This is a genomic window from Dietzia sp. WMMA184 (assembly GCF_002441635.1).
GTDB classification, from domain to species: Bacteria; Actinomycetota; Actinomycetes; order Mycobacteriales; family Mycobacteriaceae; genus Dietzia; species Dietzia kunjamensis.
In genome coordinates, this window is sequence record NZ_NXEI01000001.1 from 3,075,215 (window position 1) to 3,087,464 (window position 12,250).

The 12,250-nt window shown below is 70.4% G+C and carries 12 protein-coding genes; 10 read left to right on the forward strand and 2 right to left on the reverse strand.

Annotated features, from left to right (window positions below; translation table 11 throughout):
- Positions 1 to 33: 33 nt before the first annotated feature.
- From aceA to CK206_RS14175, 9 genes are all read left to right on the forward strand, one after another.
- The gene (aceA, locus tag CK206_RS14135) at positions 34 to 1,323 is read left to right on the forward strand and encodes an isocitrate lyase (RefSeq protein ID WP_067717135.1); all 1,290 of its coding nucleotides are present in this window, start codon (positions 34 to 36) and stop codon (positions 1,321 to 1,323) included.
- A 135-nt stretch (positions 1,324 to 1,458) separates the two neighbouring features.
- Positions 1,459 to 2,376 carry a 3-hydroxybutyryl-CoA dehydrogenase gene (locus CK206_RS14140; protein ID WP_069389974.1) on the forward strand — a complete coding sequence of 306 codons (918 nt, stop codon included), beginning with the start codon at positions 1,459 to 1,461 and terminating at the stop codon, positions 2,374 to 2,376.
- Between the two features lie 4 nt (positions 2,377 to 2,380).
- On the forward strand, positions 2,381 to 4,792 hold the full coding sequence (metE, locus tag CK206_RS14145; RefSeq protein WP_096907473.1) for a 5-methyltetrahydropteroyltriglutamate--homocysteine S-methyltransferase: 2,412 nt from the start codon (positions 2,381 to 2,383) through the stop codon (positions 4,790 to 4,792).
- A gap of 21 nt (positions 4,793 to 4,813) precedes the next feature.
- Entirely contained in the window at positions 4,814 to 5,122 is a 309-nt protein-coding gene (locus tag CK206_RS14150; protein ID WP_096906770.1) for a hypothetical protein, read from the forward strand.
- Between the two features lie 89 nt (positions 5,123 to 5,211).
- A complete protein-coding gene (locus CK206_RS14155; RefSeq protein WP_096906771.1) occupies positions 5,212 to 6,420 on the forward strand; it encodes a DUF445 domain-containing protein in 1,209 nt (402 codons plus the stop codon).
- Between the two features lie 141 nt (positions 6,421 to 6,561).
- Positions 6,562 to 7,083, forward strand: a complete 522-nt coding sequence (locus CK206_RS14160) for a helix-turn-helix domain-containing protein (RefSeq protein WP_096906772.1) — start codon at positions 6,562 to 6,564, stop codon at positions 7,081 to 7,083.
- A 79-nt stretch (positions 7,084 to 7,162) separates the two neighbouring features.
- Complete coding sequence (locus CK206_RS14165) at positions 7,163 to 8,392, forward strand: hypothetical protein (RefSeq protein ID WP_096906773.1); 1,230 nt, start codon at positions 7,163 to 7,165, stop codon at positions 8,390 to 8,392.
- Between the two features lie 147 nt (positions 8,393 to 8,539).
- Complete coding sequence (locus CK206_RS14170) at positions 8,540 to 8,821, forward strand: DUF2516 family protein (protein WP_067717117.1); 282 nt, start codon at positions 8,540 to 8,542, stop codon at positions 8,819 to 8,821.
- On the forward strand, positions 8,818 to 9,528 hold the full coding sequence (locus CK206_RS14175; RefSeq protein WP_096906774.1) for a MerR family transcriptional regulator: 711 nt from the start codon (positions 8,818 to 8,820) through the stop codon (positions 9,526 to 9,528). The genes CK206_RS14170 and CK206_RS14175 overlap by 4 nt, the downstream gene beginning before the upstream one ends.
- 50 nt (positions 9,529 to 9,578) lie before the next feature.
- Here the strand turns inward: CK206_RS14175 and purU are convergent, their stop codons facing one another.
- Positions 9,579 to 10,445: a formyltetrahydrofolate deformylase gene (gene purU / locus CK206_RS14180; RefSeq protein WP_067717112.1), complete on the reverse strand. Its 867-nt coding sequence runs from the start codon at positions 10,443 to 10,445 to the stop codon at positions 9,579 to 9,581.
- A 53-nt stretch (positions 10,446 to 10,498) separates the two neighbouring features.
- On the opposite strand from purU, the gene deoC reads away from it, so the two are divergent.
- A complete protein-coding gene (deoC, locus tag CK206_RS14185; protein ID WP_096906775.1) occupies positions 10,499 to 11,197 on the forward strand; it encodes a deoxyribose-phosphate aldolase in 699 nt (232 codons plus the stop codon).
- Positions 11,198 to 11,287: 90 nt separating this feature from the next.
- Here the strand turns inward: deoC and CK206_RS14190 are convergent, their stop codons facing one another.
- On the reverse strand, positions 11,288 to 12,238 hold the full coding sequence (locus tag CK206_RS14190) for an NADP-dependent oxidoreductase (RefSeq protein ID WP_096906776.1): 951 nt from the start codon (positions 12,236 to 12,238) through the stop codon (positions 11,288 to 11,290).
- Positions 12,239 to 12,250: the final 12 nt, after the last annotated feature.

A 12,250-nucleotide genomic window follows, 5' to 3' on the forward strand; every position in this document is an offset into this window, starting at 1 on the left:
CCGGACCCGCCCCCGAGACAGAAAAGAGTCGCGATGTCGAACATCGGCAAGGCACGTACCGCTGAAGAGATCCAGCAGGACTGGGACACCAACCCCCGCTGGAAGGGCATCACCCGCAACTACACGGCCGAGCAGGTCGCGGAGCTGCAGGGCACCGTCGTCGAGGAGCACACCCTCGCCCGTCGTGGCGCGGAGATCCTCTGGGACAAGGTCAACAACAAGGACTTCGTCAACTCCCTCGGCGCCCTGACGGGTAACCAGGCCGTCCAGCAGATCCGTGCCGGCCTCGAGGCCGTGTACCTCTCCGGCTGGCAGGTCGCCGGCGACGCCAACCTCTCGGGCCACACGTACCCGGACCAGTCGCTGTACCCGGCCAACTCGGTCCCCACCGTCGTCCGTCGCATCAACAACGCCCTGCTGCGTGCCGACGAGATCGCCCGCATCGAGGGTGACACCTCGGTCGAGAACTGGCTCGCCCCGATCGTGGCCGACGCCGAGGCCGGCTTCGGTGGCGCCCTGAACGCCTACGAGCTGCAGAAGGCCATGATCAACGCCGGTGCGGCCGGTGTGCACTGGGAGGACCAGCTCGCGTCGGAGAAGAAGTGCGGCCACCTCGGTGGCAAGGTGCTGATCCCGACCAACCAGCACATCCGCACCCTGACCTCGGCCCGCCTCGCCTCGGATGTGGCCAACGTGCCGTCCGTGATCATCGCGCGCACCGACGCCGAGGCCGCGACCCTCATCACCTCCGACGTGGACGAGCGTGACCGCCCGTTCATCACCGGTGAGCGCACCGCCGAGGGCTTCTACCACGTCAAGAACGGCATCGAGCCGTGCATCGAGCGTGCGAAGGCCTACGCCCCGTTCGCCGACATGATCTGGATGGAGACCGGCACCCCGGATCTCGAGTACGCCAAGAAGTTCGCCGAGGGCGTCAAGGCCGAGTTCCCGGACCAGCTGCTGGCCTACAACTGCTCGCCCTCCTTCAACTGGAAGGCGAACCTGGACGACGAGACCATCGCCAAGTTCCAGAAGGAGCTCGGCGCGATGGGCTTCAAGTTCCAGTTCATCACCCTGGCCGGTTTCCACTCGCTCAACTACGGCATGTTCGACCTGGCCCACGGCTACGCCCGCAACCAGATGACCGCGTTCGTCGAGCTGCAGCAGCGCGAGTTCAAGGCCGCCGAGGAGCGTGGCTTCACCGCCGTCAAGCACCAGCGCGAGGTCGGCGCCGGTTACTTCGACCGCATCGCCACCACGGTCGACCCCAACACGTCCACCGCGGCGCTGAAGGGCTCCACCGAGGAGGGTCAGTTCCACTGACCACCGGTCGACCCCACACGGTCGACGCGGTAACAGCGTGAACACACCGGGGGCCGCGGCCGTCTCGACGAGGCGGCCCGGCCCCCGGTGGTGTCTCCACCCTCAAGTTCCCTCCTCCCGAAGGACCCTGGACAGATGAACAGCTCCCGCGACGGCGCCGACCCGGGGCGGATCACCCGCGTCGGCGTGGTGGGCGCCGGACAGATGGGCGCCGGCATCGCCGAGGTGTGCGCCCGCGCGCATCTCGACGTCCTCGTCTGGGAGTCCACCCGGGAGCTGACCACCAGCGGCCGCGCCCGCGTCCTCGACTCTCTGGACAAGGGAGTGTCCTCCGGCAAGATCACCGCCCGCGAGCGTGAGCAGGCCGCCCTGCGGTTGCGTTTCACCACCGACCTCGGCGACTTCGTCGATCGGCAGCTGGTCATCGAGGCGATCGTCGAGGACACCGACGCCAAGACCGCCGTGTTCCGCGAACTCGACGCGGTCGTCACCGACCCCGACGCCGTCCTGGCCTCCAACACCTCGTCGATCCCCATCATGAAGCTCGGCACGTGTACCGCCCGGCCCGAGCGCGTGATCGGTATGCACTTCTTCAACCCGGTTCCCGTGCTCCCGCTCGTCGAGCTGGTGAGCACCCTCGAGACCGGGGCCGCGGCCCGGGACAGGGCACAGGCGTTCGCCGAGCAGGTCCTGGGCAAACAGGTCGTCCACTCCGCCGACCGCGCCGGGGCCGTGGTCAACGCCCTGCTCGTGCCATACCTGCTCTCCGCCATCCGGATGGCCGAGTCCGGGTTCGCCACCCCGGAGGACATCGACAAGGCCATGGTCCTGGGCTGCGCCCACCCCATGGGGCCGCTCACCCTGGCAGACCTCGTCGGCCTGGACACCATCAAGGCGATCGCCGACTCGATGTACACCGAGTTCGCCGAGCCGCTGTACTCGCCGCCGCCGCTGTTGTTGCGGATGGTCGAGGCGGGCAGGCTCGGCAAGAAGAGCGGCCACGGTTTCTACCGCTATGACGCGCCGCGGGCGATGGCACGCGCCGCGCGCTGAGATCATGTCGTCGTCGTCGTCGTCGTCGTCACAGTCACCGCCGCCGCCGTCGTCACAGCCACCGTCGTCGCCCACGCCGCCGCACCTCGAAACCACCCGCGCCTCGTCCGTCCTCGGGTACCCACGCATCGGCCCGCGCCGCGAGCTCAAACGCGCCCTCGAACGGTACTGGCACGGTGACGGGACCCGGGCCGAGCTGCTCGCCACCGGCCGCAGACTCCGCGACGCCACGTGGCACGACCTGCGCGCCACGGGCATCACGCAGATCCCCGGCAACACCTTCTCCTTTTACGACCACATCCTCGACGACGCCCTGCTCATGGGCGCGGTCCCCGCGCGGTTCCGCGAGCTCGTCCGCGACCTCGGCCCCGTCGACACCGTCTTCGCGCTCGCCCGCGGCCGCGCCGACGTGCCGCCGCTCGAACTCGTCCCGCTGCAGGGCACCTCCTACCTCTACCGTCAGCCCGAGTTCGACGAGGCCTCCGAGCTGGGGCTGCGGCCGGACGAACTGCTCGCGGAGGTGGCGCGGGCGCGGAAACAGGGGTTGGAGATAAGGCCCGTCGTCACCGGCCCGGTCTCGCTGCTGCTGCTGAGCAAGGCGGCGCCCGACGCCGCGCCGGAATTCGCGCCGATCGACCTGCTCGACCGCCTGCTCACGGAGTACGAGGCGCTGCTGGGGGTCCTGGCCGGAGCCGGCGTGACGTGCGTGCAGTTCGACGAGCCGTGCATGACGATGGAACGCACCGCCGACGAGATCGCGGCGTTGCGCCGTGCCTACGACCGGCTGGCGGCCGTGACGACGCGACCGCGCATCCTGGTGACGGGGCAGTACGGCGACCTGGGGGAGGCGCTGTCGGCGCTGGCCGCGACCGGCATCGAGGCGATCGGCCTGGACCTCGTGTACGGGCGGCGGTCGGCCGCGGACCTCGCGGACGTGCCGGGGCTGCGCGGCAAGCGTCTCTACGCCGGTGTCGTGGACGGCCAGAACGTGTGGCGCACCGACAAGTTCGCCACCCTGGACTACCTGCGTGACCTGCGGGCCGTCTTCCCGGACGTGGTGGTGTCGACCTCGTGCACGCTGCTGCACGTGCCGTACGACGTGAACGCCGAGCCCGACCTGCCCGCCGAGCTCGCGGACTCGCTGGCGTTCGCCGAGCAGAAGGTCGCCGAGGTGGTCTCGCTCGCGCACGCCCTGGTCGACGGCCCCACACCGCGCTGGCGCCGGTTGCCGGTACTGCCCAGCGCGCGCCGCGACGACGTGCGGGCGAGGACCGCCCGGGTCGACGACGACGACAAGGTCCGCGTCCCCTACGCCGAGCGGGCTGCCCGGCAGGCCGACCGGCTCGGACTGCCCACGCTGCCGACGGCGACGCTGGGCTCGTTCCCGCAGACGCGGGAGATCCGGCGTGCCCGCAGGGACCTGGCGGACGGGCGGATCGACTACGACAGGTACTGCGACTACCTGCGCGCCGAGATCGCCTCGGTGATCCGGCTGCAGGAGGACATCGGGCTGGACGTGCTGGTGCATGGCGAGGTCGAGCGCAACGACATGGTGCAGTACTTCGCCGAACTGCTCGACGGGTTCGCCGCCACCCGCAGCGGCTGGGTGCAGTCCTACGGCTCGCGCTGTGTGCGGCCGCCGATCCTGTACGGCGACGTGGCCCGACCCGCGCCGATGACCGTGGAGTGGACCGGGTACGCGCAGTCGCTGACCGACCGGCCGGTGAAGGGGATGGTCACCGGCCCGGTGACGATGCTCGCGCGGTCCTTCTGCCGCACGGACCTGGCACTGCCCGAGGTCGCCACGCAGCTCGCGCTGGTGGTGCGCGACGAGGTGGCGGACCTGGAGGCGGCGGGGACGGCGATCATCCAGATCGACGAACCCGCCATCCGGGAACTCCTGCCGCGCCGCGGCGCGGACCGACGCGCGTACCTCGACTGGGCGGTGGGCACCTTCCGCCTGGCCTCGGCCGGGACGCGACCGGACACCCAGATCCACACGCACCTCACCTACTCGTCTTTGCGGGAGATGAGGGCGGCGATCGAGGGACTCGACGCCGACGTCACCGCGATCGTCGCGACGCGGTCGATCGAGTGGGTACTGGAGGCCCTGGAGGATCACACCCTGACCCGTCAGGTCGCGCCCGGGGTGTACGAGTCACGGTCGGGGTTCGTCCCGGACATCGACCTGCTGCACTCGAGGCTGCTCCGGGCGGTGGACGCGGTGGGGGTGGACCGCGTGTGGGCGGTGCCGGACGGGGGGCTCAAGAGCCGTTACACCTGGCAGTTGGAGCCGAGCCTGCGCAATCTGGTCGCCGCCGCGCGGCGGATCCGACGGGCGGTTGCCCCGGATCCCCGGGGTTCCAATAAGATGGGACATAGAACGAGTCTCGGGTCACGGGCCCGGGATCGGTAGTGGAGAGAAGAGGACGACATCATGGCCGGTCAGACGCTCGAGCACACTGGTGCCGCCATCGTCGAGGAGTACTACCCGTCGTACGCGACGGAGGTCGCCCCCACGTACCCGCTGTACTCGACTACGATCTACCTGGGTTCGGTGATCATCCTGCTGAGCATGAGCATGCTGGGCCTGCCCATCACCGCCATCGGGTACTACACGGAGAACGCCGGGGTCTCCCTGGGGCTGGTCATCGCGGCGGTCGTGGCGACCACCGCCGTCTTCCTCCTCGGGCTGTTCATCTGTATGTACGGCTTCCGTAAGCACGGCCGCGAGGACGCACACTGACGGTCGACCCGGTCGTGGGTGCCGGCGCGCCCGCTCTCAGGGCGGGCGACCCGGCGACCGACGCCGAGCGGAGGTCAGCCCTCCGTCGTATGAAGATGGTCGCGACGGGGTTCCTCGTCGTGGCCGGACTGGTCTATCTGGTCGCGGAGTACGCGCTACACAACGGCGCCGACCCCTGGGTGGGTTACGTCCGCGCCGCCGCCGAGGCGGGGATGGTCGGCGGGCTGGCCGACTGGTTCGCCGTCACCGCCCTGTTCAAGCACCCGCTGGGGATCCCCATCCCGCACACCGCGCTCATCCGCAAGAAGAAGGACCAGCTGGGCACCTCCCTCGGCGGGTTCGTGGGGGAGAACTTCCTCGACCCCGAGATGGTGAGCGAGAAGGTCCGCGGCGCCCGCATCCCCGAACGCGCCGGTGAGTGGCTGGCCGAGGACGACCACCGCGCGATGGCCTCGGACCAGGCCGCCAAGGCCATCCGTGCCGTTCTGGCCGTGCTCCGCGACGACGACGCCGTCGCGATCATCGAACGCACCATCGTCTCCCGCATCGCCGAGCCGGAATGGGGGCCGCCGGCCGGTCGGATCCTCGCCGAGCTCCTCGACGAGGGACGCCACCTGCCCCTGATGGACCTCATGGCCGACCGCGCCCACGGCTGGGTGGAGGCCAACCCCGAGACCATCGACCGCTGGGTCCGCGAGAAGGCCCCCACGTGGGCGCCCCAGTTCGTCAACGAACTGCTCTCCGAGCGTGCCTACCGCGAGCTGCGCGAGTGGACCTGGCAGATCAAGGTCGACAAGCAGCATCCCGTTCGGGTGGCGCTGATCGGGTTCGTCGAGGACTTCGCCCGCGACCTCCAGCACGACCCGTCCACCATGGCCAAGCTCGAGACGTTCAAGCACGAGGTCATGGGCCGCGACGAGGTGCGCCGCGCCGCCGGATCGGCGTGGGCGGCCGCCAAGCACATGATCGTCGAGGCCACCGAGGACTCCTCGTCCACGCTGCGGGTGAAGATCGACGATCTCCTGGGCCGCCTGGCCGACATGCTCGTCGGGGACGAGAAGATGCGGGCGCGCCTCGACGACTACATGACCCGCACCGCCCGCTACGTCGCGGAGAACTACGCCGGCGAGGTCACCTCGATCATCTCCGAGACCGTCGAACGGTGGGACGCCGACGAGGCCTCCGAGAAGATCGAGTTGCTCGCGGGCAAGGACCTGCAGTTCATCCGCATCAACGGCACGGTCGTGGGGGCCCTGGCGGGACTCGTCATCCACACCACCACCGAGCTCATCTTCTGATCCCGGCCCGAGTCTGATCCCGACCGGCCTGTGTGACCCATCGCACCGCATCGCCGTACACATAGCGCTTGCTGTAGCAAGCACTCGTTGCTAGCGTTGGGGTCAGGCGATGAGAGACGGACGCTGGAGGGAGGTGACTCCATGGCCGCACAGAGTGGACACACACACGACGAGGCTGCGGAGAGCACCGGAGCACAGGTCGATGAACCGACCGCCGCAACCCTCGCGCGTCGCAACAAGCCGACGGGTGAGGTGCCGCGTCACAGCGATCTCACCTCGCACGGTGAGGACGACAAGCGTTCGTCCGAGTCGCAGGACATCGGGTCGTTCATCCGCGCCCAGCGGGAGGCCGCCGAGGTGTCCATCCGGCAGCTCGCGGAGCGTGCCGGCGTCTCCAACCCGTATCTGAGCCAGATCGAACGCGGGCTGCGCAAGCCGTCCGCCGAGGTCCTGGGTCAGATCGCCCGAGGTCTGAGGTTGTCCGCCGAGGTGCTCTACGCCCGCGCGGGGATCCTCGAACTCAAGCAGGGGAGTCCGGTGAGGGATGCGATCCTCACCGCCCCGGACCTCACAGAGCGACAGAGGGAGGTGCTCGTGGAGATCTACGAGTCGTTCCGAGCGAACAACGCAACGGCAGCCGCCCAGGTCGTCAACGTTCCCTGAGGGAACTCCGGACGACGGCCCGCAGGGCCACGTGACACCGCACAAGAGAACACCCGCACGACACCACCGAGGAGTCAAAATGGCCGATAAGAAGCCCACTTCCAAGAAGACCGCCGCCGAGGCCGCCGAGCAGAAGGCCAAGGGCGAGGCCGTCAAGGAGCAGGCCCTGGAGGGTCCGCTCGGTCAGGCCATCGCCGCCGTGCGCACGCCGGTCTACGCCTACGTCGGGGTCAACGACCTCGCCATCCAGGCCGTCTCCGGCATGGTCGCGGACCTGCGCCGTCGCGCCGAGGAGGCCGTCACCGAAGCGCAGTCCAAGGTCACCGAGCGCGTGGCCGAGGCGCAGAACCGCATCAACGAGCGCGTGGCCGGGGCGCAGACGCGCGTCACCGAGGTCCAGAACCGCGTGAGCGAGGTCCCCGAGCGCGTCCAGGCCCTGCCGGCCGAGGTCGAGGAGCTCGTCACCCGGTTCCGCCCGGAGGAGCTGCGCAAGGTCGCCGACGCGTACGTCCAGGTCGCGGCCGGGATCTACGGTGGCCTCGCCGCCCGCGGTGAAGACGTCGTGAGCCGGCTACGCGAGGAGAACCCGCAGCTCGAGGCCGGCCTGGCCCGCGTCAACGAGCAGGTGGCCCGCGCCGCCGGCGCCGTCGAGGAGCAGGTCGAACTGGGCGAGGACGCCCTCGGCACCGTCGCCCGCCAGACCCGCACGATCGGTGTGAAGGCGGCTGGCCGCGTCTCCAAGAGCGCCCGCCAGGCGGCCGAGACCGCCGGCGACGCCGCCGACTCGGCGGCCGAGCGGGTCGACGAGGTGGCCGAGCGCGTCGACAAGACGGCGGGCAAGGCCGCCGACAACGTCGACAAGGTCGCTGGCAAGGCCGCCGACCGCGTCGACGAGGCCGCCTCCAAGGCGTCCGCCGAGGTCGCTCGCGGCACCGCCGAGGTCGAGGCCCGCACGGCCAAGAAGGCACCGGCGAAGAAGGCTGCCGCCAAGAAGGCCCCGGCCAAGAAGGCGCCCGCCAAGAAGGCCGCCGCGAAGTCGACGACCACCAAGGCCACGGCCACCCCGTCGTCGTCGGGTGCGGCAACCGCCGACAAGCCGGCCGCGACCAAGCCGGCCGCCGGTAAGCCCGTGGCGTCCAAGCCCGCCGCCACCAAGCCGGCTGCCACCAAGTCGACTGCTGCCAAGCCGGCCGCCGCATCGGCCGGGGGCGATTCGGACGCCCCCACGCCGATGGAGCTCGCGGACAACGATCCCGCGCTGACCACCGCGGACACCCCGTTGCCCCCCGCCGGCACCGACCGCGTCTGATACAGCGGCACCTGACGCCCCGGCCCTCCTTCTCCGGAGGGGCCGGGGCGTCGTGCGTTGAGGTCCGCCGCAGGGGCCGGGCCGGGATCTGGACGCCGTGAACATGGTCACACCGCGGTGACATGAGTGCCGACTACACTGGGCCGCGTGATTGACACTCTTCCCGGGACGTGGGGCATGGTCCAGCTGGCTATCCAGGGCGCGCTCGTCGTGTGGGCCCTGGCGGGACTGGTGCTGGCAGTCCTCCCGCCCGCGTCGGCGTACTCGATCGAGGGCAAGTGGCCCAAGCCCGCCTGGATCGGCATCTGCGCCGTGGCCGCCCTCATGTTCGCGATCCGGCCGTTCGGCTTCCTCAGCATCATCGCGATGGTGGCAGTGGGTGTGTTCTTCGCCGACGTCCGGCCCGCTGTCGGGGGACGGCGCAGGTGACACCACCGGAGGCCGACGGGTTCCAGCGGATCGAGGAGCTGGCCGAGGACTCCGGCACCACGGTGCGTAACATCCGCGTCTACCAGGAGCGGGGACTTCTCCCGGCCCCCGTCCGCAGGGGTCGCACCGCGTTCTACGGGCCCGACCACAAGAACCGACTGAACCAGATCCTCCGGCTGCTCGACCGCGGCTACACGTTCGCCACCATCGAGGAGCTGTTCATCGCGGAGCGCCACGGCTTCACGCTCTCCGAGCTGCTGAACTCGGACGCCGTCCTACCGGAGCGACGCTCGAGCGGCACCCGCCGCCGCCTCCCTCGTGGCGGCGTGGAGGCCGTCGCGGGTTTCGAGTTCGCCGAGGAACTCCTCGACCAGGGATCGGCCATCGGCCTGGTCAGTGAGCCGAGTGCGGCCGACCATTTCTTCGCGGACCGCTACATGTACGAGCTGTTCCGCGAACTCATCGTCCTCGGGGTCGGTGAGGAGGGGATCGACAAGATCGGTCGCCTGTTCCTCAAGGGGCAGAGTACGTCGGCCGAGGCGCTCGACATCCTGGTGGAGACGATGCGCGACGCCGGGATGGACCAGTCCGTCATCATCAAGAGGGTCACGGGGATCATGCCCCGGGCCGGCGCCGCCGCCCGCCTGATCTTCCTCTCGGCGGCCGAGACCCTGCTCAGCGAGCGGCACGGCTTCCCCAAGGGCTGACCTCCCCGGGAGCGGACCTCCCAGGGGAGCTGACTTTCCCGGGAGCGGACCTAGGTGAACACGACGGTGCGTCCGCCGTGGACCAGCACCCGGTCCTCGAGGTGCCAGCGCAGCCCCTTGGCCAGGACCAGCTTCTCGGCGTCGCGCCCCTGCCGGACCATGTCCTTCACCGTCGCTGTGTGGTCCACGCGGATGACGTCCTGCTCGATGATCGGCCCCTCGTCGAGGTCGGCGGTCACGTAGTGGCAGGTCGCCCCGATCAGTTTCACGCCGCGGACATGCGCCTGGTGGTAGGGGCGGGCGCCCACGAAGCTGGGCAGGAAGCTGTGGTGGATGTTGAGGGCACGCCCGGCCCACTTCGTGCAGAGCTCGTCCGGCAGGACCTGCATGAAGCGGGCCAGCACGATCGCGTGCGGGTCGATCTCGTCGACGATCGCGGCGACCTCCGCGAATGCCGGGCCTCGCTCGGCGGGGTCGGCCGGGAACGGCACGTGGTGGAAGGGCGCACCGTGCGACTCGGCCATGCCGCGCAGGTTCTCGTGGTTGCCGATCACGGCCCGGACCCGCGCAGGGTAGTCACCGCTCTCCACCCGACCCAGCAGGTCGTGGAGGCAGTGCCCCTCCTTCGAGACCAGGATGACGACGTCCTTGGGCTCGGAGGAGTCCGAGATGTGCCAGTCGGTCTCCGGGCCCAGTTCGGCTGCAACCCGCTCGAAGCGGCGCCGCAGTTCGTCGATCTCCATGCCGATCGACTCGGCGCTCACGGACTGGCGGGTGAAGAACCAGTTCGAGTCCTCGTCCGCGTGGTAGGCCGCCTCCGTGATCGTCCCGCCCAGCTCGGCGAGGAAGGTGGCGATCCGGGCGACGATACCGATGCGGTCCGGGCAACCCAGGGTGAGGACGAAGCGACGTGACATGAGTGCCCATTGTGCCAGCAGGGAAGACGGGCGCCCCCGCTAGGCTGGCCGGCATGGACGCCACTGCGACGAACGAGCTGACCCGCGCCCGGGTCGCCGCCATGATCGACCACACCCTGCTCTCCCCCGACGCCTCCCGCGACGACGTCCGGGCCTGCGTCGACGAGGCCCGCGAGTTGGGAGTCAAGGCCGTGTGCGTGAGCCCGGCCATGCTCCCGGTGCGGGGTGAGGAGCTCGTCGTCGCCACGGTGGCCGGTTTCCCCTCCGGCAAGCACCACTCGCTGGTCAAGGCGATGGAGGGCAGGCTCGCGGTGGACCAGGGGGCCCGTGAGGTGGACATGGTGATCGATGTGGGCGCCGCCATCGCCGGACTGGTCGACGAGGTCATGGCCGATGTGCTGGCCATGCGGGATGCCGTGCCGCCGCCCGTGGTCATCAAGGTGATCCTCGAGACCGCGGCCATCCACAAGGCGCTGGGCGAGGAGGCGGGCGACGAACGAATCGAGGCCCTCTGCCATGCCGTCGCCCGGGCGGGGGCCGATTTCGTCAAGACCTCCACCGGTTTCCACCCCGCCGGCGGCGCCAGCGTGCGCGCGGTCGAGGCCATGGACCGGGCGGTGGGCGGCCGGCTGGGCATCAAGGCCTCGGGCGGGATCCGTGACGCGGATGCCGCCCGCGCGATGATCGCCGCCGGTGCGACCCGCCTCGGGCTGTCGGGCTCCCGCGCGGTGCTGGAGGGCTTCCCCGAATAGCCGCGTCGCCCGACTGCCGACCGTCCGACTGCCGACCGTCCGACTGCCGACCGTCCGACTGCCGACCGCCCGACTGCCGACCGCCCGGGATCAGCCCGTGGTCAGCACCATCTTGCCGGCGGTCCGACCGGTCTGGCCGCGACGATGCGCCTCGGCGGCCTGCTCCAACGGGAAGACCTCGGCGATCGTCGCCCGGAGCGCACCCTGTTCGACGAGCTCGGTGATCGAGACCAGGTCGTGGCGCGAGGAATCCACGAGCATCCGGACCGCACGCACCCCCAGCTCCTCGGCCTCCCGGAAGAAGTCGCCGGACCCCACGGGCAGGATCGACACCACGATCCCGCCGGGGCGCAGCGTCCGCAGGGAGTCGAGGGACGTCTGACCGCCGATCGTGTCGAGCACGGCGTCCACGTCGCTGACCGCCTCGGCGATGTCGACGTCGTGGTAGTCGATCGCCTCGTCGACGCCGAGCTCGCGCAGGAAGTCGTGCTTGCCGGCGCTGGCGGTGCCGATCACGTATGCGCCGCGGGCCTTGGCGATCTGGACGGCCACGTGCCCGACCCCGCCGGCGGCGGCGTGGATGAGCACCCGCTGACCCGGCTGGATGTCGGCGTACTCGACGAGCGCCTGCCATGCGGTCAGCGACACGAGCGGCAGGGCGGCGGCCTGCACGTGGTCGAGGGAGGCGGGCTTGGGGGCGAACCAGGCCGCGGGGGCGGCGACGTACTCGGCGTGGGCTCCGTGCCCGAACGGGTACGAGAGCATCCCGAACACCTCGTCGCCGGGGGAGAAGCGGGCGACGCCGATGCCCACCTCCTCGACCACACCGGACAGGTCCCAGCCGAGCACGAAGGGGGGCTTGCCGAGGAAGCCGCCGTTCTCACGGTGCTTCCAGTCGGTGGGGTTGACGCTGGCGGCCTCGACGCGGACGAGGACCTCGTTGGTGCGCGGGGTGGGGCGGGGGAGGTCGACGACGGCGAGGACGTCCGGCTCCCCGAGGGTGTCCTGGTGCACGGCGCGCATGGTGGTGTCATTGCTCATGGACCCAGGGTA

Excerpts from the sequence above, each read along its gene's own strand:
- aceA (WP_067717135.1), top strand. The coding sequence starts at position 34 with ATGTCGAACATCGGCAAGGCACGTACCGCTGAAGAGATCCAGCAGGAC.
- CK206_RS14140 (WP_069389974.1), top strand. The coding sequence starts at position 1,459 with ATGAACAGCTCCCGCGACGGCGCCGACCCGGGGCGGATCACCCGCGTC.
- metE (WP_096907473.1), top strand. The coding sequence starts at position 2,381 with ATGTCGTCGTCGTCGTCGTCGTCGTCACAGTCACCGCCGCCGCCGTCG.
- CK206_RS14150 (WP_096906770.1), top strand. The coding sequence starts at position 4,814 with ATGGCCGGTCAGACGCTCGAGCACACTGGTGCCGCCATCGTCGAGGAG.
- CK206_RS14155 (WP_096906771.1), top strand. The coding sequence starts at position 5,212 with ATGAAGATGGTCGCGACGGGGTTCCTCGTCGTGGCCGGACTGGTCTAT.
- CK206_RS14160 (WP_096906772.1), top strand. The coding sequence starts at position 6,562 with ATGGCCGCACAGAGTGGACACACACACGACGAGGCTGCGGAGAGCACC.
- CK206_RS14165 (WP_096906773.1), top strand. The coding sequence starts at position 7,163 with ATGGCCGATAAGAAGCCCACTTCCAAGAAGACCGCCGCCGAGGCCGCC.
- purU (WP_067717112.1), bottom strand. The coding sequence starts at position 10,445 with ATGTCACGTCGCTTCGTCCTCACCCTGGGTTGCCCGGACCGCATCGGT.
- deoC (WP_096906775.1), top strand. The coding sequence starts at position 10,499 with ATGGACGCCACTGCGACGAACGAGCTGACCCGCGCCCGGGTCGCCGCC.
- CK206_RS14190 (WP_096906776.1), bottom strand. The coding sequence starts at position 12,238 with ATGAGCAATGACACCACCATGCGCGCCGTGCACCAGGACACCCTCGGG.